This window comes from Sulfurimonas sp. NWX79 (assembly GCF_039667035.1).
Classification (GTDB): domain Bacteria; phylum Campylobacterota; class Campylobacteria; order Campylobacterales; family Sulfurimonadaceae; genus Sulfurimonas; species Sulfurimonas indica.
In genome coordinates this window covers 38,557-60,374 of record NZ_JALCZL010000002.1, presented here as the reverse complement: position 1 = coordinate 60,374, position 21,818 = coordinate 38,557, and the positions used below count along the sequence as shown (strand labels likewise).

Genomic DNA, 21,818 nt, shown 5'->3' with positions numbered 1-21,818 from the left:
GTGAAATATGGAACCGTTTGTAATTGAAGAGACACATAACCCAAGTGGAGCACGAATCATAGCTGTAGGCGTCGGTGGCGGCGGTGGTAATATGATTGGACATATGATTAACGAAGGTGTCAGTGGCATTGAGATGATGCTTATCAATACTGATGCACAGGTGTTAAGCGAAACAAATGCTGCAACAAAGATACAAATCGGTGCAAAGCTTACAAAAGGGCTAGGTGCTGGAATGAAACCAAACATTGGTAAAGATTCTGCATTGGAAAACTATGATGATATTCGCTCAGCTCTTGAAGGTGCTGATATTGTCTTTATCTCTGCCGGTCTTGGTGGTGGAACTGGAACAGGGGCTGCTCCTGTTGTTGCTCAAATTGCCAAAGAGGTTGGTGCGCTTACAATCTCCATCGTTACAAAACCTTTTATGTTTGAAGGGCGTAAACGTCTTAAACTTGCTGAGAGCGGTTTAGAGGAGCTTAAAAAAGAGAGTGATTCTATTGTTGTTATTCCAAATGACAAACTCCTTTCAATTATTGACAGAAAACTGGGACTCAAAGAGAGCTTTAAAATCGTTGACTCTGTTTTAGCGCAAGCAGTAAGTGGAACTTCCGGTGTAATTCTCTCAAGCGGTGAAAATGACATCAACCTTGACTTTGCCGACCTGCAAACTGTAATGAGCCATAAAGGTATGGCACTTATGGGCGTTGGTGAGCATGAGGGTGAAAATGCTGCTTATGAAGCAATCAAAGCGGCTATTGAATCACCACTCCTTGACAATATGTCCATCAATGGCGCAATGGGTGTACTTGTACACTTTAGTATGCACCCTGACTTTCCCATGATGGAACTCGCAGAAGCTATGGAAGTAGTTCATGAGAGTGCACATGATGATGCTGAAGTTATCTGGGGAACATCTACTGATGCTACACTGAATGAGAATTACGTAAAAATCACAATTGTTGCGACAGGTTTTGAAAAAGATCTGGCAAACAATGAAGATTTTGTAGCAGAAAACCCAGCTCCAAAAGTTGAAAAAATCCGTCCTCGCCTTGTAGTTGGTGGTGACTTAGATAGTGACTATCTTGACATTCCTGCATATATGAGACAACAACAAGATTAACCTTGTCTGCTTCTTTTGAAAAGATCATGAAGGCCAAATCACTCCTTGGCCTGCGTGAGAAATCCTCCCTTAAAGAGATTAAAAACAAATACAAAAACCTTATGAAAAAATGGCATCCTGATAAGCATAAGGATAATATTGAAAAAGCTACAAAGATGAGTGTTAAAATCAATGAAGCCTACAAAACCATCCTTGAGTACACAAGCCACTATGAATACCCTTTTGATGAAGAGAGTATAAAAGCAAAATACCAGTCACCCTCAGATTGGATGAAAGACAGATTTGGTAATAAAAAAAATATGATTTAATAAATGAAGAAAAAAATTACAAAGAGTATCTTAAAACTCTTTGTAATATTAAATAATTAAAATGTTCCTGCGATTGAACGTGCTAATGCTTTTTCAAGCACTGGTTCAGCCTCTGAAAAATCTAAATTCACCTTTTCTGCTGTAGAAATAATACGAGTTCGGTATGTTTTCCATTTAACTTTACCGCCTTTGATATCTTGTTGTACCTTTGTTGAGCTTCCTTGAGCTAAAGAAGCTTGTTGTGTTTGTGTAACAATCTCTCCCTCTAATGGTCTTTCACGAATTTGCAAATCTGTTACCATTACATAAAAAGTGTCATCAACAAGGGCATCTCCTAAAAAGCCAAGTGCTACTCCAGCAGTTCCTCTACCACCTGCATTCATTGCATACGCTGCTGTACCACCAGCTAAAGCACCAGTAACAGCTGCCCCATAACCAGATCCCATAAGTCCCTGAGCTTCCCTTTTATCAGTCTTACTAACCTTTAAAATATTACCTTGAAGCATATATGTAGCTTTTGCAGGATCATTCGTTATTTTATACCCTTTTGCTTTAAGCTCATTTACAATTGCATCCTTAACATGTACTTCTTTATCTGATGTGTTTCTGATATTAAAATAAATAATTTTTTTATCTGGACTCACAGGTTCTAAAAATATTGTATCCGACATTTTTGTTTGAACATCTAAATTTCTTTTTTTGATTGCTGTATGCATAGCACTACATCCACTAAATCCCATACTCATTAATGCTACTAATGAAACTGTAACAATCCCTTTTCTTAACATATTTTCATACTCCTAATTAAAATTTAGAAAAAATTATATATATATATTAAAAAGAACTGAATTGTATTATTTCTACAGCCATACCCCATTTTTCAAATAATATGCCAGTGGATAATAGCTAACAGTCATTACATAAACTGTATTGTAAAAAAGTGAAATATTAAAATGCTTTCGTAACTCTTCAGCTTTAAAATCTATGATACCAATGACAAAACCAAAAAATGTTCCAACAAAAAGCACTATGTATAAAAAATATCCTATATAGTTGTAATCACTCTGTAAAATACAAAATGGACAGTGGTGTGTCGGTTGTTCATAAATGTATGTACCAAAAAATGCAATAAGTGTTATCAATGCAATAAGTAAGAACAAAATATTTACAACAGCATAGATATATCTGTTTTTCAGTAAATACAAAAGTACTAAAAGGGCAAAGAGTCCATAAAAAACTGTCAGTAAAACTCTCGGTGATGCACTCAGTATCTCTGCTAAGTATGTTGCCGAAGTGGTGGAGAAAATTGCCCCACAACAATCCACTACACTGCTTATGTCCATAGCATTGAACATAAAACTCTCTAAAACTATCTCAGATATAAGAAGAAAATAGGCAACACAAAAAAGCAAAAACTTCTGCTTGAGATAAGGTTGATGTTCATACTTTATATCCTCATCATTGAGTACTATCCAAAAGGCAAAAACATAAAGGTTGAGTATCTTTAAAAACAGTAGCGGTGTTCCATAGCTTGTAGCACTGACAACACCGGCAGCACACATTGCTCCAGGAAGGATATTTGAGATATCATCCAGGGTATAGACAAAAAAGATAAAAAGCGGAATCTTTACATAAAATATAAACTTGATGATAGTTGCAGAGAGATAGCTCTTTTTTTCCAAAGCGTACTGATAGGAAGTTGTTGCATTTGCATCATACTTCAAAACAATTTTTAGAGAGTTAATGAACGCTATTGTCGCAAAAATGACAAAAAGAAGATTTAAAACACTCAACGTAATTATCTCAGGTGTTAAAAACATCAGAGTAACTTTCCATGTTCAAGATTAATGACTCTGTCAACAAAATCAAGCTCAAAAAAGAGCGGATCATGTGTTGCAACGACAATTGTTCGATTTTTTGACTTTAGCTCACGCAGTATCTCTATAAACTCACAGGAGAGTTTTTCATCAAGATTAGCTGTTGGTTCATCTGCTAAAATGATTTTTGGGTCATTAATGTTTGCTCTGGCAATTGCAACACGTTGCTGTTCTCCGCCTGAGAGATTTCTAACCATCAAAGATGATTTATGTGCTATAGAAAACATCTCTAAAACTCTCTTTGCTTTTTGACGCATAAGCTCACGTGGTAAATTGAGAGGAAAAAGTGGCAAAAGTACATTCTCTTCTACACTTAATTCAGGAATAAGATTATACTTTTGAAATACGATACCGATATTGTCCCGTCTGTATGAAGCTGCAAAATGGTCCGGTAGTTTTGATATCTTCTTACCATCAACGATCACTTCACCCATTGTTGGTTTTGAGAGCCCAGCAATCAAAGATAAAATGGTACTCTTTCCACTTCCACTTACCCCTTTTAAGACAATAAGCTCACCCTCACCAAACTCCAATGAGATATCTTGCAGTGCTTTGATATTTTTGCCATAGATTTTTGAAACATTTTTTAACTTTATCATCGCATGACCTCATCAGCATCGAGTGTTGCAACTCTCCATGAAGGAATCAGTGTTGCTGCGATATAAACAGGTACAGAGAGTAGAAATATAAGTAGAATATATGATAATTCAATATGTATATTTAATTGAAAGTTATGAATCTCAAGCATATTTTCATGGGTAAATATTGCACCAAGCAGTGGCGCTTTGAATACAAAAACATAAACAAATGCGATACCTAATCCTAGAGTAAAAGAGAAAAATGAAAGCAGTGTAGCTTCATAGAATTTTGCGTGCAGTACATCTTCTACGCACCACCCTATCGCTTTTAATATCCCTATCTCACGCTTTTCTTCACTGCTGAGTCCATTTGCTTTGTCATAAATGATGATGAAAAATGTAAAAAGTGCTATAACAAAGAGTGAGAGAAAAACACCACTGTCATAGTCAAAAAGCTTTTCATACTCTAGCAGTAGATCATCTTTGGACGTTACTTTTGCATTTGGTAGCAGCAGACGAATCTTTGAGCTTATAAACTCCAACTCATTTTTATTTGCAACACTTAGAGCAATATCACTTCCCTCATCTGCACTATATCCAAAAATCTCTCGCAGCGTATCTTTGCTCATTATGATGAGATTTTTTAACTCCTCTCTCTCACCTACATCAAAACTGGCTTTTATACTGACCTTATGTAAGCTTCCATCAGGCTTTATAAAATTAAAGTACTCTTTATAATAGGCTTGGTTCATGATATCTTGAACATTTTTACTCACAAGCATTTCTGAGTCACTCAGCTCATACTGTTCTAAAAGCTTTGCGACCACAGGATCATCCTGCATCTCAAAAGCATCAACGCCCAGCAGATAAAATGTACTCTCTTTGGGCCTGAAATAATACTTTCCTTGTACTTCTAGTTTTCCTGCTGTAACACCCTCTATCTCTAAAAGCTTATCAAGTACACTTACATCTATAGCTGCAGGCATTCCGGCTTTGTAGTTTTGTATGATGATATCACTTTGATTTGCTATACGCTCTTTTAGCTCATAACGCAGAGAACTTGTCACAAAAAAAAGCGTGGCAAGCAGTGCAACTAAAAGCGTAAATACAGTGACAATAAAGATATTTTTGTTTTTATGCCGTAAAATATAACTGTAGGCGTATTCTAAAAGATAGAAGTTTATTTTATTCATCGAGTTTATGCACCATTGCAGCTGTTACATTATCAAAGCGAACGATTGTTTTGCCCCGATGATCGAACAAAAACTGTTTTGCACTTTTTTCATTTTTAAATCCTATCAACTCATGCCCCATGGGTCCATATACATCACTTCCTATGACATAGTAAGCATCTTCTGCATCAATGGTCTCTTGTGTATAGTAAGCTCGTGTATAAATGTTTTTGATACCCTCTTTATGCTTGAAGTAGTATGTAAAGAGATCTTTCATACCATCAAAGTAGAGTTTTTTACCATCTTGATACTCTATCATAGAGACCCATCGTGGATACTTATATAAAAACATACCACATATCGGGCATTTCTCTTTCTGTGAAACATTTAAATCAGGGTATTTTCTCTCTACTTTTGCTTCTCTTTGTACATCCCATAAGTAAAGAGCCAAAGCTTCTTGATAACTGCTTTTTAAATTTCCACACTCTTTTGTCTCTTTTATAGAGTCTAAGAGAGCCTCATAACTTTTAAATGCATTTACATTAAGCTTTGAACATTTCTTTTGAAATATTTTTTTACCCATTGGATATATCTTTTTAGATTTCAGTGCATCTGAATAATTTGGATACGCAAAAAGATTGGTAATAAGAATAAAAAAGAGAAACAGAAGTTTAGAGAGCGACATTATGCGACCTTACTATGATTTAGGGCACATCTAAAAGCCCTAACAACCCTCAGAGAGATAAAACAGAGATGAAGTTGTGAAGAACTTTTTTTGAGCCATAGCCTAAGCTACGGCGATGAAAAATTCTTTGCAAGTTCGCTCTGTTTTACCCTCCCTACGGGCATAAGAGAAAAGTCCATACTCTTCGTTAATCTTTTTTAACTTAGCTACAGCTAGGTCTTCAAAAGATTGCCTTGATTATGAAATTTTTTCTTATGCTGAGGATTGTTAGGGCTTTTAGATGTGCCCTTAAGATAATATCGAAAAAGAGTTAAAAAAGTGTTAAGGAGGCACTAATCAATGCGTAGAAGCATCAATCTGCGTATGAAAAGAACAAGAAGCGCAACAGCCAAAAATTTGAAGTCTATCTCACTGGCAATATGAATATTTGCAAATGTATCACTCTGTGTTGCTTCTTTCCCCATAGACTGCATCGCTAAAATCTTAGGTACATAGACAGCAGCAAACATCAATGATGAAAAAAGAGCAGTAACAGCCGCTCCAAATAAAATGGCATCACGCTGTCCACGTTTATACATATAGACCTCATAAAAGGCGATATATCCTGCTAGAAAATAGACCCAGTAAGAAAAATTGTGAAATATCTCACCCATAATGATACCCATATTATAATGGTCTATCAGCATGCCTACTAAAATTTTATCACTGTGAAACACAACAGGCGCTACAATGGCACCAAGTACCAAAACAGCACCAAAACTTGCAGCAATGACAAGTAGATAACTAAAATCCAAATAAATATTTCTTTTTAACATATGCTATACCTTTAGTGTAAAGCCTCTGTCAAATGAAGAGTAGTCCTGATAAAATTCGAGGCTTTTAATTTTTGTGTTCTGTAAATAAGAACGTATTCTATCTTGTTGGTCATAACCCATCTCACAGCTAAAAAACTTAATCTTTTGCCTTAAGACTTCATCAAGAAGCTTTTGAATGATTTCGTCACCGATTTGACCACCAAAAAGGGCATTTTGAGGCTCGTAAGAGAGGTTTGATTCAAGCTCTTCATCCTCTGCAATGTAAGGAGGATTTGATACCAGATAATCAATTTGTTCATCCACTGATTCTAGAAGTGAGCCCTCACGCAACTCTATTTGATTTTGCAGACCAAAGTTTTCAATATTTTTCTGAGCAACTGCAAGTGCTTTTGGAGAGATATCAACGGCGATTATCTTTGCATTTGGAAGATGTTGCGCAAGCATTATAGAGATGATGCCACTACCAACCCCTACCTCAACAAGTCTGATTGCTGCCTCTTTGTCCTCGATATTTTTTAAAACCTCATCGATTAAAAGCTCAGTTTCAGGACGTGGAATAAGAGCACCCTCGTCTATATAAAACTGCTGCGAATAAAAACTGACACGATTGACGATATACTCAAAAGGCTCATTCCTGCTTCTGCGTGTAATCCAGTCAAAAAAAGTATCATCAAGCTCTATCTCACTCTTTTGATTTGTAAGCAGCCATAGCTCATCTTTATCAAAATAAGCCATCAAGAGCAGTTGTGCCTCACGTGCGGCTCTTGGAATCCGAGAGACTTGAAGCGTCTGCGTTATCTCACGCAATAACGCTTCAACTATATATTTGCGTCGCATTTACCCGCAAGTCCACTCTCATCTATATATCCAATATCCACACCAAGCTCTTTAAGACGCTCAATTACCGGAGGATGCGTATAGTGAAAAAAGATATAGAGCGGATGTGAGAGTGGAAAACTTCTGTTTTCTGTAACGAGTTTCTGCAAAGCATTTGCAAGCTCAATCGCTCCAGAAGCTCCACCAAGCTCACTGCCCATTCTATCTGCTTCATACTCATTATGTCTGCTGACCACTCCCATAATCGGCATCATGATAAAGCCAAGAACCGGCATAAAAAGTATTAAAAGTATCATAACAACATACGGCTCTCTTGAGAGTCCCATCTCCATATAAAGTGAGTCAGGTAGATTTCCAAAAATTGCAAACATTGCAAAGAGCATTCCACCAACTAGAGCTATATTTTTATAAATATCTCCGTGAGCAAAGTGTCCAAGTTCATGTCCAAGTACTGCTAAAAGCTCTTTTGTTGAGAGCTTCTCTAAAAGTGTATCAAAAAGAACTACTCTTTTTGTTTTACCAAATCCGCCAAAATAAGCATTCAGACGTGCATCACGCTTACTTGCATCACTGACAAACACACCCGAGCTTACAAAACCTGTTGCATCCATTAGACGCTTTATCTCACTGTCAAGCTCTTCATCTTCAAGCGGTTTGACCTTATCAAAGAACATTGCACGAAATGTCGGATAGAGCATATTTATAGCGATAACTACTGCAAATATAAAAAGAAAGCTCCAGAGCCACCAAAGTTCAACATTTGTCATAATCGCATAGATACCCCATACAACCAAAGAGCCAAAGAGAATCATTGTGACAAAAGATATCACGGTATCTTTTATCCATTGTCCGAGTGTCGATTTGTTAAAGTCGTACTCTGTATCAATAACAAACTTTTCATAGTAAGAAAACGGCAGTGATATAATGTAGTTGATAACAACAAAACCCATCACAATTACGATATTCTTCATCGCTTCATTTTCCAACATAAAAAACTGATGCTCTAAGGCTTTGATACCAACACCCATCCATGCAATAAAGACAAGATAATCTATAAAAGTATTGACAATTGCAAGTTTCTCTTTTGCAACAGCATAATTACCTGCTTTTAAAAATTCACTTGCTCCTAAGAGAACCGGAGTTTTTCTTTTTGCTATATTGATATAACCGATTTGCATCACACTCGTATATATCGAAATAGCGACATAAAGAGTATATATACCTACAATTGTCATTAACATCTATCTACCTTTTTATTTGACCGGCATTGTATGTGCACCAAACGGTGCTGTTTCAAACTTCTCTTTTACCGGGATCGTTTCATCTTTTGCATTATAAACTTTTGCTGCAATCGTGTAGCCTACACCAATTAAAAGACCAACTATAATGACTGTCCATACAATCTTCTTTTTTTCACCTTTTAGTGTATCATAATCACTAATACTTTCTAATGTTGGTTCCATAATAATCCTTTAATTATAAAATTTTATACGATAATAGCACAACAGCCTGTAAGAAAAGAGAATGAATCAAAAGTAATCTGACGATTTAAGTCTATTTTTTATTTTATTTTATCGTCATTTTCTAAAAGTGCAAGTGTAGAAGTAGGTAAATACCTACTCTACTGGATAATCAAGATAATAATCTACCACTTTCGACTCTAAGGTCACCTCTTTGATAAGTTCTACTACTTTGAGGTGTTCTGGATGCACGGCATAGGCCTGCAGGTCTTCTTTAGTCTCAAAAGTCGAATAGAGAGAAAGGTCCATTGCTCTCTCGGACTCATTAAAGTTGATACCGACCTCCATCGTTTTTAAAACATCTATCTTCTCTTCTAACTGCTCAAGTTTATCTTGAACTTTCGCAATATTTCTTGCTTTGTTTTCCTCTTTGAACTGAAACATTACAATATGTACTACCATCACACAACCTTAAAAAAATTTCAAAATTTTACCAAGTTTTTCATTATACTTGGATAATATAGAGGCATGAAAGAATTATACGGTGTTGGCATTTTATTTTTTTATTTTCTAAAATGGCCTATCTTTTTAGGTTATATCTACCTGCGTCTAAACGGATATAAAGAGAATTATATTCTTGATGTTCTTTGGCTCTACTCTCTCTTTTTAATACTCAAAGATTTTTATACCTTTTATAAACGAACCAAAGAGAAACAAGAGCATCAAGACGATACATCCTCTTAAGAGAGTATACCGCTCCAGAAAAATTTTGCAATCATTACAATAAAGAATACACCTAAAATATTAAGAACTATCCCATACTTTATCATATCCCGTACATTTACAACCCCACTACTCATCGCAATCGCATTTGGCGGGGTTGCGATTGGCAACATAAAGGCATATGACGCACAGATAGCCGCGACCATCATAAAGAGTGTTGTATTGATGCCTGATTGCTCTGCAACAGAGTAGATAACCGGTAGCATAATGGAAATCAGTGCCGTATTGGAAGTTATCTCTGTGGTAAAGGTTATCAGTAGCGCTATAGTTAAAAGAAGCAGTATCGGAGTGAGTGTCGTCATATCTAACAGATAGGATGCCAACTCATCTGCAAGTCCTGTTTGTGAAAATGCCTTTGCAATGGAGAAACCCGCACCAAATAAAAACATAATCGCATAAGGGACTTTTTTACTGTCATTGCTCCACTCTAGAATCTTAAACGGAGGTAAGAACAACAGTAGTCCAAACCCAAGCAGTATCCCACTCTCACTCAAGCCTAATCCATGCCAAAATGGTTTCATCGGTGCATTAACAAGTAAAAGAACTATCAGCGAACCGAGTAAAAGAAGTACTTTTTTCTGATTTGCATCAAGAATTTTAGGCTTTACCTCTCTATTTATTTCAATATCACCAACACCGATACTTAAAAGCAGACTCACACTCACAAGCATCATAAAGACCAGGGGAGCAACCATCCACATCCATTGAAAAAATGGAATAAGCGCCATATTGTGTTCTTGCATGATACCCAAGAGTATAAGGTTTGGCGGCGTTCCAATAGGTGTGAGTATACCTCCAACACTTGCACCATAGGCAATAGCCAATGCAAAACGCATCTTCAGTCTTGCATTTTCAGTAATAAATATCGCTATTGTAATAAGCAGCAATGTTGTTGTTGTATTTGAAAGAATTGAGCTTAGCAACGCAGACGTAAGTGCTAAAGAGAATATCATACCCCTTGGTGTTTCAGGGAAAAATCCTAAAATTTTATCAGCTATAAAAATATGCAGTTTCGTCTTCTCTACTGCAATAGCAAGTAAAAATCCACCTAAAAACAGATAAATTATAGGATGTGCATAATTTACCGTCGTCATTTTTGTCGTAATAATTCCCAACGCCGGAAATAAAATGATAGGAAGCAGTGATATCACACCCAGATGCAGGGCTTCATTTGTCCACAAAGTAACCAAAAATGCTATAACACCTAAGAGTCTGCTCTGTGTTTCATTGAAAATTGTCAAACCGAGAAAATAGATGACAACACCTATAAAAAGCGCTGTTAAAATTTTAAAAAACTCTGATTTATACTCGGTCATCATTTTCCCTTAGTTCGTCAGTAGATCTCGTAGAGATTCCTGTGGAGACTTTCCTTCAAGTGTTGCATACACCTCTGTGGCAATAGGCAGGTAGAGACTGTTTTTTTGCGCAATTTCTCGAAGTGCGTATGCAGTACCGATACCCTCAGCCACTTCACCAAGCTCACGCAGAATATCTTCCTGAGAGAGTCCACGGGCAAGTCCCAGTCCTACCCGAAAGTTTCTACTCATTGTTGATGATGCTGTGAGAAAAAGGTCTCCTGCACCACTGAGTCCTAAAAAAGTATCTTTTTTTGCTCCATAGACAGCACCAAAACGCTCCATCTCTACAAGCCCCCGTGAGATAAGTGCAGCCGCAGCGTTGTTTCCAAGCTCAAGCCCTGAACAAATTCCAGCAGCAATGGCAATGACATTTTTATAAGCCCCTGAGATCTCTGCACCAACAACATCATTGGATGTATATGTTTTGATAAATAAAGGAAAAAGCTTTGCAAACTCTTCTGCAAGCTTCTCATTGACAGAACTTACAACTAAAGCCGTAGGGAGTGATTGTATCACTTCTGCTGCAAATGATGGTCCTGAGAGAAAAGCGATATTTTCATCTGGAACATATTGGCTGTAGATCTCATTTAAAAATCTGCCAGTTTTTGCTTCTATTCCTTTGGATGCAACAAGGATTTTTTGATTGCTAAAAACAAAGTTTTCCTCCAACCAAGATGCAACTTGCTGTGCAGGTACTGTGATGATAAGATAGTCACACTTGAGAATCTCTTCTAATGAGACAAAGTTCTTTATATCTCTTGGTGTTCGAGAATTAATAAGAACATCATTCTTCTGTGAGAGTGCAAATGCAAGTGCACTTCCCCATTTACCAGCTCCAATGACTCCAATTGACATATCGTTTACTCCCTATTTTCTTTTCAAATTCAGCGATATCGGCTTCATATCCCACAACAACCAATATATCTCCCTCTTGGATAATATGATGTTTGGCCTTTGAAGAGTAGATAAACTCACTTTTCATATCTTTATGCATAACCGATAGTACTATGATACCATTATAACGTGTCCAATCGATACTTGTTAATTGTTCATCTTTGAAATGGCTCTCTTTATCGATCTTGATCTGTGCTATTTTCAACTCACTCTCTTCATACAAGATACTATGTAAAATTTTACTCGATATTGGCTTTTCAAGCATATTTGTAATGATATCCGATGTTGTTTCTACAATAGGAATCACCTTGTTGGCACCTGCCATTTTGAGCTTATTGGCACTCTCATTATTTGAAGCTACTGCGATAATTGTCAGATTTTCAAAATTTGCACGTAAGGAGATGGTTAAAAAGATATTTTGGGCATTCTCTTCAAGCAGACAAAACGCCATAGAGTTCTCTATATCTACATCCTTACGAATCTCAAGCCACTCATCACTCAGATCAAAAATCTCAACACGACCATCACTTTTTTCTACATCCTCTTCATGTAAAGAGTATATCTTCACATGTTTATACTTATCGACAACATTTGCCATAATCTCATGCGCATACTTGTTATATCCAAAAATCAGTGCTGTTGTCTTAGCCATTTCTAACCTTTGTATGCAGATATTTTTCAAATTCTAAAATAAAAATCTCATACCCGACAACCAAAAGATAATCCCCTACTTCAAGCAGTGTATCATCAATAGGATTGAAAAAGAATCGGTCATGATCATATTTATAGATTCCTAAAAGAACAACCCGAAACTCTTTGTTTCCAAGGTCACCGACTGTTGGAAAATTATCGACAATACGCTGCGTAATACCAAGCTCGTCAATCTTCACATCGGCATTTTCACTACGCAGTTCATGAATCACCTCAAAGGCGACAGGTTTACCGACAAGCTCTTTTGTAATAAGTCCTACAAGCTCCTGAGGATAGACGATTTTATCTATCCCTGCAAAGTCAAGTTTCTTACGATTTGCATCGCTCATAAGTAAAGAGAGAATAAAGACATCTTTGTTAATAGAGCGGATTGTAAGTGCGGCATATACATTTTCGATATCATCCTCACGCAGACACAAAACTGCTTTGATCTGTTTGTCCATATTGATATTGAGCTTTTCATAGCTGTCCACTCTTCCTGGATTGTAATGGAGTGCCGTATAGCCATCTTTTTTTGCCATTGCAACACGACTTTGATCATCATCCATAATGATGATTGAACTACCTCTTGCAGAGAGTTTTCTTGCAACCTCACGTGAGACCTGTTCATATCCACAGATAAGATAGAATTTCTTGAGCTTTGAGACATCTTCAATGGTCTTTATCTCTCGAATCTCATCAAGTTTTTCTGTAAATGCAGAGACAAAGAGTGATGTTGTAAATGCCAAAACCGCTATACCTGCCATAATGACCAAAGTGGCAACAAATCTGCCTTCTGTCGTAATAGGGACAATATCTCCATATCCAACAGTTGAGATGGTAACGATCGACCAGTAAAGAGCTTGAAAAAGGGTATTTATAGGAGATTCAGGGTTATTTCCCTCCATCACATAGATAAGTACCGAAGAGACAAAAATTACAACCGAAGCAAAAATTCCAAGTGTTAAAAACTCAAACTTTTTCGTAGCAAGAACAGAAGAGAGTGTCTGAAAACTTTTTGCATATCGAAAGAGTTTAAAAACACGAAAGAGGATGAAAATTCGAAGGAGTCGCAACTCATGGAAGAAAGGTAGTATCGCAAACAAGTCGATAATTGCTTTTGGCGATGCCATATAGTTCAGTTTTACTTTTAAGATCTGTTTGAAAGCCTTTGCAAGATTGATCTCTCGATGTAAAAAAGTATCATGTTCGGCACGGGCTACAATAATCTTACTGACACTGCTACTCACCCAAAGCCGTAACATATATTCAACAAAAAATATAAAAGAGATGATATAGTTGCTAAAGAACATAAGGTAGTCATTCACATGGAACTTTACCTCACGTATAAGGACACCTACACTGATAAAGATAAGTGTAATCATAAAAATATCTATATATTTTTTATACCTGTTTTTATCATCTTCTAAAATATTATAAAAAAAACGCTTACGCTTCTGATACGATTTTGATGTATCTAAATAGTAGGCAAAATCAAGTATCCAGCGTTTTAGCATTGTTCTTAACCTAGCTTAGCTTTGAGTATCTCGTTTACAGCTTGCGGATTTGCACTTCCTTTTGAAGCTTTCATAACCTGCCCAACAAAGAATCCAAAGAGTTTCTCTTTTCCAGCTTTATACTGCTCTACTTTGTCTTGATTTGCGTTTATTATCTCATCACACATCGCTTCAATAGCACCAGTATCTGTAACTTGTTTCAATCCCAGTGTATCAATAGCATCATCAACACTAACTGCTTCATTTTCCATTAGATGATCAAGAACCTCTTTGGCAGCTTTTCCAGATATTGTCTTATCATCGATACGTTTTACCAAAAAGCCAAGTTTTTTCGCATCTACCGGAGAGTTCATTATATTAACATCACCCTTGAGACGAGCTTGCAGCTCAACTGTAAGCCATGTAGTAGCAGTTTTTGCACTTACACCATCTTCAGCCATCATTGTCTCAAAAAAGTTTGCCATCTCTACAGAAGATGTGATAACAGAAGCGTTGTACTGATTCATACCGTACTCAGATACAAAACGCTCTTTTTTCGCATCTGGAAGCTCTGGGATTTTTGTATATTTTTCCATCATTTCATCAGTAACTTCACATTTAAGAAGGTCAGGTTCTGGGAAGTATCTATAATCAGCAGCTTCCTCTTTTCCACGCATAGAACGAGTCTCTTGTTTTACCTGATCAAAAAGACGCGTCTCTTGGACTATCTCTTCATCATAGGTACCATCTTCCCATGCTTCAACTTGACGAGACACTTCTACTTCTATCGCTTTTTGGATGAACTTAAAGGAGTTGATGTTTTTAATCTCAACGCGAGTATAGAGCTTCTCATCACCTTTTGGACGAATTGAGACGTTTACATCAACACGGAAACTTCCTTCTTGCATATTTGCATCACCAATGTCAATATAACGGATGATAGAGTGTAGCTTTTTCAGATAAAGAATTGCTTCTTCTGCACTTCTCAAATCTGGCTCACTTACGATCTCTAAAAGTGGTGTTCCTGCACGATTTAAGTCAACCTTTGAGATATCACCGTCATGAATGTTTTTACCAGCATCGGCTTCAATATGTGCACGATTTACACGAATAGTCTTGTTTGAGCCATCTTCGAAATCAATTTGAAGTTTTCCATGCTCTACTATTGGTGTATAGAGCTGTGTTATCTGATATGCAGATGGAGAATCCGGATAGAAGTACGACTTTCTGTCAAAGTATGAAACTCTGTTGATCGTAGCATCCAAAGCCGTTCCAAGCATAATAGATTTATGTACAACTTCTTTATTAAGTACCGGAAGTGCACCTGGTAGTGCTAAGCATGTAGGACAGGTATTTGTATTTTGTTTATGATTAAAACTCGTAGGACACGAGCAAAAAAGTTTTGTTTTTGTATTGAGTTGAACATGGACCTCAAGCCCTATTACGACTTCAAACATAGTTTTCCTTAGATGAAATAAATTAAATTTATCTATTTTATCCAATAAATGCTTTAAAATACGTTATTTTCGGCAAGAAGCTTTAAGCTTGGAAAAAACTTCCTTTTGTGATATAATTATCACATTGATAAATATAAGAAAAAGCCAACCTTACTGTGAAGTAAGCACGGAAAGTTATGGGTCTTTTATCCAAAAGATCGCCAGACTGCCAAATGTATTTATATTCTACATTTTTTCTATATCTATCATAATTTCACTGTAATCAAATATTTGCTTATTTGATTGTTATGGAGAAAATTATGAAAACTCTAATCTCAGCAATTTTGCTTCTGTTTTTATCTACATCGTTATTTTCGGCAGATAATTATAAATTTGATATTTATAATGTTGATGCATACAACAGATCTATTCCTGCCATTTCTCTGGCTATTACACCAAAAAACAGTAGCGGATTCCAATTTATACTCTCATATGTAAGTACACTCTTTAGCTTTGAAAAGCCGGTTCAAGAGTATACACTTAATGATAAGTACACAAATGTGCAAATGAGTCTCAATTTTAGATTTTAAATTGAGCTAAGGCTATTTTGTATGTTTTGCGTAGATTTTTTCTAAAAGCTCTGTCTGCTTTTTTGCCTCTTTAAGTCGTTCTTTATTGACCATAAAAGCATCGAGTGTAAGAATCAAAAAGAGTGCTAGGATAATATAAAGTAGTGTTACAAAAATTGCCAAAACAGTGCCTAGCATGATAAAAAATTTGAAAGTGATAAGAGCACCAAAGAGCACTATCGCCCATGATGCTCCAAGCAAAAAGCTTATGATTCTCTCATATATATCTTTTTGCATAAAGGGAGGTTTAGTGCTCTTCTACGATGATTGCACCAGCAAGATAAACATAAGTAAGCATCATAAAGATAAATGCCTGTAAGAATGCACCAAATGTTAAAAGAGCAAATGGGATTAACGGCATCACCCATGGAACAAGCATTAAGATTACTGCCAAGAACATATCATCACCTTTGATATTACCAAAAAGACGGAAGCTAAGAGAGATAATACGTGAAAAGTGTGAAACGATTTCAACAGGGAACATTAACCATGCTAACCACCATACAGGCCCTGTAAAGTGTTTTAAATAGTTGATAATACCGTGTGTTTTGATACCAACAAAGTTATAATAAACAAATACAGAAAGTGCTAAAGTAAGTGTCATATTTAAGTTTGAAGACGGTGCTTCAAAACCTGGAACGATACCGATTAAGTTTGCAAAACCAACAAAAAGCCCGATTGTTGCAACTAATGCAAGGTATTTACGAGCATGTAGTTTACCCATTACATCTGTACCCATTTGTAAAACACCACCAATGTATGCTTCCATAAGGTTTTGTGTACCTTTTGGTACAAGTTGTAAGTTTGACATAGCAACTCTTGCTAATACGATTGCAATTAATGCTGCTAGAACCATATGTGTCAGAAAAAGAAAATCATGATTTTCTGAAATCAGTCCGAAAAAAGTAAACATTTCACCCATAGGCTTGCTCCCTTGTCTTTAAAAATTACGGAATTATATTCAAAGTTGCATTAAAATATTATAAGTCTTGCTATAATTAGTAATAAAAATCAGAAATTGGAGAAAGAGTATGAAACTAATAAAATCTATTGCACTAGTGAGTTTAACGGCATCACTGCTTATTGCCCAAGGGCAAGGTAAGAAAAAAGATGAAGCGCTACAGAGTGTAGTAAACACAGGAAAGCAAAGTTCAAAGCTTCTGTTAAAGACACTTGGGTCCAATATGAAAAAAAATATGAAAGCCGGCGGTCCAATGAAAGCTTTGGATTTTTGTTCACAAGAAGCTTACAACCTGACAGAGAAAGTAAACAAAGAGCTTCCAAAAGGTGTTACAGTAAAACGTATCAGTATGAAGTACAGAAATCCTGCAAACAAACCTGAAGCAGATGAAGCAGCTGTTTTAGAAGCACTTGCAAAATTAAAAAATGCCAATGTCATTCTGCCTAAACAGGTAGTCCAAAAAGTAAGTGCAGATACATACAAATACTACAAACCTTTGGTTATCAATAAAAAAGTATGTCTGAAATGTCATGGTGATATTCAAAATGTTGCATTAAAACGTGCGATTGAAGAGCGTTACCCAATGGACAAAGCAACACACTATAAAATGGGTGACCTGCGTGGGGCTGTTGTAGTCACTATTAAAAAATAAGCCAAACGAGGAGAACTCCTCGTTTATTTTGCAAACTCTACTGCTCTGCTCTCCCGAATTACATTTACTTTAATTTCACCCGGGTATTGAACTTTTTGTTCTATCTCTTTTGCTATCTCTTTAGCCATTAAAACCGACTCATCATCATTGACAAGTGTTGCATTGACAAAGACGCGTACCTCACGTCCTGCATTGATGGCATAGGCCTGACGAACACCGACATGTGCAGAAGCGATATCTTCAATTTCTGTAACACGTTTTAAGAAGCTCTCTAGCACCTCACGGCGTGCTCCCGGACGTGCCGCAGAGAGAGCATCTGCTGCACACACTGCACCACACTCAACTGAGTGAATCTCTTGCTGTCCATGGTGCGCATAGATTGCATTAATGACGACTTCATCTTCATTGTAGCGACGGCATATCTCTGCACCCAAATCTACATGATTTCCATCGACATCATGGGTAAGTGCCTTACCAATATCATGCAGAAGTCCCGCACGTTTTGCCAAAATCGGATCACCGCCCATTTCAGCAGCCATAATACCAGCCAAGTGAGCCACTTCAAGTGTATGTGCCAGTGCGTTTTGTCCATAAGAAGCACGATAACGCAGACGACCAATGAGCTTCATAAGTTCTGGATGCATCACTCCGATATTTAGCTCTGCAACTAGCTCTTCACCCTCTGAGAGAATCTTTGACTCAAACTCATCTGAGACCTTCTTAAATATCTCCTCAATACGGGCCGGCTGAATTCTTCCATCTTCTATAAGCAGTTGCAGTGTTTTTGTCGCTATTGCACGACGATAGAGATTAAAACTACTCACAAGAATTGCATTTGGCGTATCATCGATGATAATATCAACACCTAAAAGTGTCTCAAGCGCTTTGATATTGCGCCCCTCTTTACCGATGATACGACCTTTTAACTCATCATTGTCAAGGTGCACTAAGTTTGTCAGTCTCTCTGCTGCAAACTCTCCTGCATAACGGCTTGTTGCCTGAGCTAATATGTAGTTTGCTTTTCTCTCAGCCTGCTCTTTTGCCTCATTTTCATAACGTCGTACGATATGTGCTATCTCCGCACGTGATTTCTCTTCTATCGTATCAAGCAGCATCTTTTTTGCTTCATCTTGCGTCATTCCTGCACAATGCTCTACTGCATGGAGTGCTTCGTCTATCTTTTGTTCATATTTTTTTTTCAGTGAAGCAAGGGACTTTTCATTTCTCTCTAAATTTATTTTTTGGGCTTTTAGAGCTTTGAGTTCTAACTGAATCTTTTTTTCTTCATCTTGTTTATAACGCAAAAAGCTCTGCTCTTTTCGAATCAGCTCATCTTCTCTTTGATGCAGATCCGCTTTTGCTCTGGCTTTTGCAGTGTCAAACTCTTTCTTTGCCTCAAGCTCTATCTCACGAGACTTCAGATGTGCACGCTCCAGTAGCGTTTGTGCCTCATTCTCGATCGCTTTTGCTTTTGCCTGAGCCTGTTCAACATAAATGTCAAAATTAGCACCCGTAATTTTTTTAGAGATGAAAAAGCCTACTACTCCACTGACAGTGGCAATGCCACCGCCTAGTAGTATCTCATTTAACATCTTTTATTTCCTCTTTTTTTGCATAGCCCTGTTTTTTATCATCTTTGTTGGTGTAATGAGCAGATCACCGGTGACATCATAAACATCACAAATTTTTTCTTTTGTATGGCAAAGTTGTGGCTGTATAAAAACAGTATAAGGTCTCTTTTGTAATTTTTCAAAGAAACGGTCATACATTCCTTTTCCAAAACCAATTCTTTGCATGCTACCATCCACCCCAACAACAGGCACTATGGCAATATCAATTTTTTTAATATCTTTTAATGTATTTCCCGCTTCAAAAACACCAAACTTTTTTTTCTTAAGCGGTAATCTAAATGGTACCATTTTAAAACTTTTGCCAACCATAAACGGTATGAAAATATTATGTTTTTTTCTTAATTTTTTCAATGTTTTTATAATATTTGCTTCACCTTTCAATGGATAATAGAGAAGAATATCAGCTCTTTTATCATCCTTTAAAATACTCTGCAACTTTTTGTTTAAAAGGTAGTCTCTGTATATTTTATTGTGACTGGGTATATTTTTTATTTTTTTAAGACAATTTTTTCTAAATTCGCTTTTTGTAAGAGTCATATTAAAACTTTATGGATATAATTTCAAACATTTTACACAAATTAAGGTTAAATTTTCATGTTAAAAATTACACTTCTATCATCTTTACTTGCATTTTCTCTTCTCTTTCAAGCCTGTTCGTCTGATGAAGACAAAGCAGCAGAAGCAAATGCTCTACTGGCTAAAAATGAAATCGTTCTTACAGCAACAGACAATAGCCAATATGTACTCAAAAAAGTCAATGAAGGCTTCAAACTTGACAACTCAGATGCAAAGATTCTTATCTTAGACATCTTTGCAACATGGTGTCCGCCATGTCAGGCTGAGGCATCACACCTTACTTCACTGCAAAAGAAGTACAAAAATAAGATCAAGATCATTGGTGTAACCATCGAAGACAACATTCAAAATACAAAACTTGAGAGCTTTAAAAGAGATTATGATGCTAACTATACATTGGTTAACGCTCCAGAGAATAGACGTTTAGTCGATGAGATCGCCGAGAAACTGCAACTTGGAAGCAACTTCGGAATTCCTCTGCTTGTTATCTATAAAGATGGTAAACTTGTACACTACTATCAGGGGGCTGTTGAAGAGGAGTTCATCGAGAGTGACATCAAAAGAGCGTTGGAAATATAATGTTTGGATTTATAAAAAAATCACTTGGCAAAACTGTTGAGGCTATCAAAACAGTTGCACCAAAAAAGAAAATCACCTTTACAAAAGATGAACTCGAAGATATTTTGCTTGAGGCTGATGTAGAGTACGAGCTTGTTGAGATCATCCTGCGTGAGATATACCAAGAAGAGGTAACACGTGAGATACTACGTTCAAAACTCTTGGCAACCCTGCGCTATGCCGACTATCAAGAGCCGGAGTTCACACCGCCTTTTGTTGAGCTTGTCATAGGTGTTAACGGTGCAGGTAAAACTACAACCATCTCAAAACTCGCTTATAAGTACAAACAAGAAGGTAAAAGTGTTCTTCTTGGTGCGGGAGACACCTTCCGTGCCGCAGCAATTGAGCAGCTTACACTCTGGGCAAATAAGCTTGACATCCCAATAGTTGCTTCAAAACAGGGACATGACAGCTCGGCAGTTGCTTATGATGCCATAGACTCTGCCAAAGCAAAAGGCATTAAACATGTCATCATCGACACAGCAGGACGTCTCCATACGCAGACAAACCTTGCAAATGAGCTTAAAAAAATAAAACGTATCTGTGATAAAGCGCACGCAGGCGCACCGCACAGAACACTACTCATCATTGACGGTACTCAAGGAAACTCTGCTATCACACAGGCAAAAGCCTTTAATGAGATGATAGGCATAGACGGTATCATCATCACAAAACTCGACGGCACAGCAAAAGGTGGAAGCATCTTCTCTATCGCCTATGCTTTAGAACTTCCAATACTCTACGTGGGAACAGGAGAACAACCGGAAAATCTTACACCGTTTAATAAGTTTGAATTTGTTGACGAACTTTTGGATGCACTTTTTGTAGAGGAAGAGAAGTAAATTACTTTTTCTCTAATTCCCAAACTCCTGTTTAGGAACTCATCTGCCATCACTCAGCCCTCTTAAAAATATCTATTATTATATGTTCAAGTTTTAAAAATTGACTGAAAAATAATATGACAAAATGCAATATTTTACAAAGAGTAATGAAAGATTTTATACTATGTTACTGTCAGTTGGCGATTATGTGGTAAAAAGTTGTATTGTGAGGTGAAAGGTGGGACAGGGTCAGCCTTTAACACAAAGGAGTAACAATGCGACTTACCCTCGTAATTGTTATAATCTTGCTTCTCTTGGAAGTAAGGTTGTATTAAAAAGCTTATGAGGAGTTCGCGCTCCTCATCTGTCCCAACTGACTCAAATTATAACATATTTAAAAAAATAGACAAAAAGAAAATAT

General features: G+C 36.8%; 26 protein-coding genes and 1 riboswitch. Of the genes, 7 read left to right on the top strand and 19 right to left on the bottom strand.

Going from position 1 to position 21,818, the window contains the following annotated elements; genetic code table 11:
• The first annotated feature begins 7 nt into the window (after positions 1–7).
• Positions 8–1,120: a cell division protein FtsZ gene (ftsZ, locus tag MNY27_RS01320; RefSeq protein WP_152183838.1), complete on the top strand. Its 1,113-nt coding sequence runs from the start codon at positions 8–10 to the stop codon at positions 1,118–1,120.
• 2 nt (positions 1,121–1,122) lie between these two features.
• Positions 1,123–1,428, top strand: coding sequence for a J domain-containing protein (locus MNY27_RS01315; protein WP_246153821.1), 306 nt, complete (start codon positions 1,123–1,125; stop codon positions 1,426–1,428).
• Positions 1,429–1,484: 56 nt separating this feature from the next.
• Here MNY27_RS01315 and MNY27_RS01310 read toward each other — a convergent pair whose 3' ends face one another.
• The 10 genes from MNY27_RS01310 to MNY27_RS01265 all read right to left on the bottom strand — a co-directional run bounded on the left by MNY27_RS01310 (position 1,485) and on the right by MNY27_RS01265 (position 9,314).
• A complete protein-coding gene (locus MNY27_RS01310) occupies positions 1,485–2,216 on the bottom strand; it encodes a complement resistance protein TraT (protein ID WP_346391780.1) in 732 nt (243 codons plus the stop codon).
• Between the two features lie 72 nt (positions 2,217–2,288).
• Positions 2,289–3,248, bottom strand: coding sequence for a hypothetical protein (locus tag MNY27_RS01305; protein WP_152183840.1), 960 nt, complete (start codon positions 3,246–3,248; stop codon positions 2,289–2,291).
• Positions 3,248–3,904, bottom strand: coding sequence for an ABC transporter ATP-binding protein (locus MNY27_RS01300; RefSeq protein ID WP_152183841.1), 657 nt, complete (start codon positions 3,902–3,904; stop codon positions 3,248–3,250). Before MNY27_RS01300 ends, MNY27_RS01305 begins: the two co-directional genes overlap by 1 nt.
• Positions 3,901–5,076: an FtsX-like permease family protein gene (locus MNY27_RS01295; RefSeq protein WP_346391779.1), complete on the bottom strand. Its 1,176-nt coding sequence runs from the start codon at positions 5,074–5,076 to the stop codon at positions 3,901–3,903. The genes MNY27_RS01300 and MNY27_RS01295 overlap by 4 nt, the downstream gene beginning before the upstream one ends.
• Entirely contained in the window at positions 5,069–5,740 is a 672-nt protein-coding gene (locus tag MNY27_RS01290; protein ID WP_152183843.1) for a nitrous oxide reductase accessory protein NosL, read from the bottom strand. The genes MNY27_RS01295 and MNY27_RS01290 overlap by 8 nt, the downstream gene beginning before the upstream one ends.
• A gap of 332 nt (positions 5,741–6,072) precedes the next feature.
• Entirely contained in the window at positions 6,073–6,555 is a 483-nt protein-coding gene (locus MNY27_RS01285) for a DUF4149 domain-containing protein (RefSeq protein WP_152183844.1), read from the bottom strand.
• A gap of 3 nt (positions 6,556–6,558) precedes the next feature.
• Entirely contained in the window at positions 6,559–7,392 is an 834-nt protein-coding gene (gene prmC, locus MNY27_RS01280) for a peptide chain release factor N(5)-glutamine methyltransferase (protein ID WP_152183845.1), read from the bottom strand.
• A complete protein-coding gene (locus MNY27_RS01275; protein WP_152183846.1) occupies positions 7,374–8,633 on the bottom strand; it encodes a M48 family metallopeptidase in 1,260 nt (419 codons plus the stop codon). The genes prmC and MNY27_RS01275 overlap by 19 nt, the downstream gene beginning before the upstream one ends.
• 12 nt (positions 8,634–8,645) lie before the next feature.
• Entirely contained in the window at positions 8,646–8,855 is a 210-nt protein-coding gene (locus MNY27_RS01270; RefSeq protein WP_152183847.1) for a hypothetical protein, read from the bottom strand.
• 153 nt (positions 8,856–9,008) lie between these two features.
• The gene (locus MNY27_RS01265; RefSeq protein ID WP_152183848.1) at positions 9,009–9,314 is read right to left on the bottom strand and encodes a Dabb family protein; all 306 of its coding nucleotides are present in this window, start codon (positions 9,312–9,314) and stop codon (positions 9,009–9,011) included.
• 66 nt (positions 9,315–9,380) lie between these two features.
• Here MNY27_RS01265 and MNY27_RS01260 point away from each other — a divergent pair, with 66 nt between their 5' ends.
• A complete protein-coding gene (locus tag MNY27_RS01260) occupies positions 9,381–9,596 on the top strand; it encodes a hypothetical protein (RefSeq protein ID WP_152183849.1) in 216 nt (71 codons plus the stop codon).
• On the opposite strand, the gene MNY27_RS01255 is transcribed toward MNY27_RS01260, so the two are convergent.
• Genes MNY27_RS01255 through gatB form a run of 5 tightly spaced genes read right to left on the bottom strand, consistent with a single transcriptional unit; the run spans position 9,593 to position 15,530 of the window.
• Entirely contained in the window at positions 9,593–10,951 is a 1,359-nt protein-coding gene (locus MNY27_RS01255) for a DASS family sodium-coupled anion symporter (protein ID WP_152183850.1), read from the bottom strand. The two genes, MNY27_RS01260 and MNY27_RS01255, sit on opposite strands and share 4 nt — an antisense overlap.
• A 9-nt stretch (positions 10,952–10,960) precedes the next feature.
• Complete coding sequence (locus tag MNY27_RS01250) at positions 10,961–11,848, bottom strand: NAD(P)H-dependent glycerol-3-phosphate dehydrogenase (protein ID WP_152183851.1); 888 nt, start codon at positions 11,846–11,848, stop codon at positions 10,961–10,963.
• Entirely contained in the window at positions 11,820–12,539 is a 720-nt protein-coding gene (locus MNY27_RS01245; protein WP_152183852.1) for an NAD-binding protein, read from the bottom strand. The genes MNY27_RS01250 and MNY27_RS01245 overlap by 29 nt, the downstream gene beginning before the upstream one ends.
• A complete protein-coding gene (locus MNY27_RS01240) occupies positions 12,532–14,094 on the bottom strand; it encodes an ion transporter (RefSeq protein ID WP_152183853.1) in 1,563 nt (520 codons plus the stop codon). The genes MNY27_RS01245 and MNY27_RS01240 overlap by 8 nt, the downstream gene beginning before the upstream one ends.
• Positions 14,095–14,099: 5 nt before the next feature.
• Entirely contained in the window at positions 14,100–15,530 is a 1,431-nt protein-coding gene (gene gatB / locus MNY27_RS01235; protein WP_152183854.1) for an Asp-tRNA(Asn)/Glu-tRNA(Gln) amidotransferase subunit GatB, read from the bottom strand.
• A gap of 133 nt (positions 15,531–15,663) precedes the next feature.
• A riboswitch (cyclic di-GMP riboswitch) is annotated at positions 15,664–15,743 on the top strand.
• An 86-nt stretch (positions 15,744–15,829) separates the two neighbouring features.
• Between gatB and MNY27_RS01230 the strand changes: the two genes are divergently transcribed.
• Positions 15,830–16,099: a hypothetical protein gene (locus MNY27_RS01230; RefSeq protein WP_152183855.1), complete on the top strand. Its 270-nt coding sequence runs from the start codon at positions 15,830–15,832 to the stop codon at positions 16,097–16,099.
• A 12-nt stretch (positions 16,100–16,111) separates the two neighbouring features.
• On the opposite strand, the gene MNY27_RS01225 is transcribed toward MNY27_RS01230, so the two are convergent.
• A complete protein-coding gene (locus MNY27_RS01225; RefSeq protein WP_152183856.1) occupies positions 16,112–16,375 on the bottom strand; it encodes a hypothetical protein in 264 nt (87 codons plus the stop codon).
• Between the two features lie 10 nt (positions 16,376–16,385).
• On the bottom strand, positions 16,386–17,060 hold the full coding sequence (locus tag MNY27_RS01220) for a F0F1 ATP synthase subunit A (RefSeq protein ID WP_152183857.1): 675 nt from the start codon (positions 17,058–17,060) through the stop codon (positions 16,386–16,388).
• A gap of 109 nt (positions 17,061–17,169) precedes the next feature.
• Here MNY27_RS01220 and MNY27_RS01215 point away from each other — a divergent pair, with 109 nt between their 5' ends.
• Positions 17,170–17,751 carry a DUF3365 domain-containing protein gene (locus tag MNY27_RS01215; protein WP_152183858.1) on the top strand — a complete coding sequence of 194 codons (582 nt, stop codon included), beginning with the start codon at positions 17,170–17,172 and terminating at the stop codon, positions 17,749–17,751.
• A gap of 23 nt (positions 17,752–17,774) precedes the next feature.
• On the opposite strand, the gene rny is transcribed toward MNY27_RS01215, so the two are convergent.
• Together rny and MNY27_RS01205 are read right to left on the bottom strand one after the other, a co-directional pair.
• On the bottom strand, positions 17,775–19,343 hold the full coding sequence (gene rny / locus MNY27_RS01210) for a ribonuclease Y (protein WP_152183859.1): 1,569 nt from the start codon (positions 19,341–19,343) through the stop codon (positions 17,775–17,777).
• Between the two features lie 3 nt (positions 19,344–19,346).
• Positions 19,347–19,919 carry a 5-formyltetrahydrofolate cyclo-ligase gene (locus tag MNY27_RS01205; protein WP_152183860.1) on the bottom strand — a complete coding sequence of 191 codons (573 nt, stop codon included), beginning with the start codon at positions 19,917–19,919 and terminating at the stop codon, positions 19,347–19,349.
• Between the two features lie 57 nt (positions 19,920–19,976).
• Here MNY27_RS01205 and MNY27_RS01200 point away from each other — a divergent pair, with 57 nt between their 5' ends.
• Positions 19,977–20,537 carry a TlpA disulfide reductase family protein gene (locus MNY27_RS01200; protein WP_152183861.1) on the top strand — a complete coding sequence of 187 codons (561 nt, stop codon included), beginning with the start codon at positions 19,977–19,979 and terminating at the stop codon, positions 20,535–20,537.
• A complete protein-coding gene (ftsY, locus tag MNY27_RS01195; RefSeq protein ID WP_152183862.1) occupies positions 20,537–21,418 on the top strand; it encodes a signal recognition particle-docking protein FtsY in 882 nt (293 codons plus the stop codon). Before MNY27_RS01200 ends, ftsY begins: the two co-directional genes overlap by 1 nt.
• Positions 21,419–21,818: the final 400 nt, after the last annotated feature.

What these genes read in the sequence shown, in the direction of transcription:
- MNY27_RS01215 (WP_152183858.1), top strand. Translation starts at nt 17,170, where the DNA reads ATGAAACTAATAAAATCTATTGCACTAGTGAGTTTAACGGCATCACTG.
- MNY27_RS01225 (WP_152183856.1), bottom strand. Translation starts at nt 16,375, where the DNA reads ATGCAAAAAGATATATATGAGAGAATCATAAGCTTTTTGCTTGGAGCA.
- MNY27_RS01255 (WP_152183850.1), bottom strand. Translation starts at nt 10,951, where the DNA reads ATGACCGAGTATAAATCAGAGTTTTTTAAAATTTTAACAGCGCTTTTT.
- MNY27_RS01230 (WP_152183855.1), top strand. Translation starts at nt 15,830, where the DNA reads ATGAAAACTCTAATCTCAGCAATTTTGCTTCTGTTTTTATCTACATCG.
- MNY27_RS01300 (WP_152183841.1), bottom strand. Translation starts at nt 3,904, where the DNA reads ATGATAAAGTTAAAAAATGTTTCAAAAATCTATGGCAAAAATATCAAA.
- MNY27_RS01285 (WP_152183844.1), bottom strand. Translation starts at nt 6,555, where the DNA reads ATGTTAAAAAGAAATATTTATTTGGATTTTAGTTATCTACTTGTCATT.
- MNY27_RS01205 (WP_152183860.1), bottom strand. Translation starts at nt 19,919, where the DNA reads ATGACTCTTACAAAAAGCGAATTTAGAAAAAATTGTCTTAAAAAAATA.
- MNY27_RS01275 (WP_152183846.1), bottom strand. Translation starts at nt 8,633, where the DNA reads ATGTTAATGACAATTGTAGGTATATATACTCTTTATGTCGCTATTTCG.
- gatB (WP_152183854.1), bottom strand. Translation starts at nt 15,530, where the DNA reads ATGTTTGAAGTCGTAATAGGGCTTGAGGTCCATGTTCAACTCAATACA.
- MNY27_RS01260 (WP_152183849.1), top strand. Translation starts at nt 9,381, where the DNA reads ATGAAAGAATTATACGGTGTTGGCATTTTATTTTTTTATTTTCTAAAA.
- rny (WP_152183859.1), bottom strand. Translation starts at nt 19,343, where the DNA reads ATGTTAAATGAGATACTACTAGGCGGTGGCATTGCCACTGTCAGTGGA.
- ftsZ (WP_152183838.1), top strand. Translation starts at nt 8, where the DNA reads ATGGAACCGTTTGTAATTGAAGAGACACATAACCCAAGTGGAGCACGA.
- prmC (WP_152183845.1), bottom strand. Translation starts at nt 7,392, where the DNA reads ATGCGACGCAAATATATAGTTGAAGCGTTATTGCGTGAGATAACGCAG.
- MNY27_RS01305 (WP_152183840.1), bottom strand. Translation starts at nt 3,248, where the DNA reads ATGTTTTTAACACCTGAGATAATTACGTTGAGTGTTTTAAATCTTCTT.
- MNY27_RS01245 (WP_152183852.1), bottom strand. Translation starts at nt 12,539, where the DNA reads ATGGCTAAGACAACAGCACTGATTTTTGGATATAACAAGTATGCGCAT.
- MNY27_RS01220 (WP_152183857.1), bottom strand. Translation starts at nt 17,060, where the DNA reads ATGGGTGAAATGTTTACTTTTTTCGGACTGATTTCAGAAAATCATGAT.
- MNY27_RS01250 (WP_152183851.1), bottom strand. Translation starts at nt 11,848, where the DNA reads ATGTCAATTGGAGTCATTGGAGCTGGTAAATGGGGAAGTGCACTTGCA.
- MNY27_RS01270 (WP_152183847.1), bottom strand. Translation starts at nt 8,855, where the DNA reads ATGGAACCAACATTAGAAAGTATTAGTGATTATGATACACTAAAAGGT.
- MNY27_RS01310 (WP_346391780.1), bottom strand. Translation starts at nt 2,216, where the DNA reads ATGTTAAGAAAAGGGATTGTTACAGTTTCATTAGTAGCATTAATGAGT.
- MNY27_RS01290 (WP_152183843.1), bottom strand. Translation starts at nt 5,740, where the DNA reads ATGTCGCTCTCTAAACTTCTGTTTCTCTTTTTTATTCTTATTACCAAT.
- MNY27_RS01265 (WP_152183848.1), bottom strand. Translation starts at nt 9,314, where the DNA reads ATGGTAGTACATATTGTAATGTTTCAGTTCAAAGAGGAAAACAAAGCA.
- MNY27_RS01295 (WP_346391779.1), bottom strand. Translation starts at nt 5,076, where the DNA reads ATGAATAAAATAAACTTCTATCTTTTAGAATACGCCTACAGTTATATT.
- MNY27_RS01240 (WP_152183853.1), bottom strand. Translation starts at nt 14,094, where the DNA reads ATGCTAAAACGCTGGATACTTGATTTTGCCTACTATTTAGATACATCA.
- ftsY (WP_152183862.1), top strand. Translation starts at nt 20,537, where the DNA reads ATGTTTGGATTTATAAAAAAATCACTTGGCAAAACTGTTGAGGCTATC.
- MNY27_RS01200 (WP_152183861.1), top strand. Translation starts at nt 19,977, where the DNA reads ATGTTAAAAATTACACTTCTATCATCTTTACTTGCATTTTCTCTTCTC.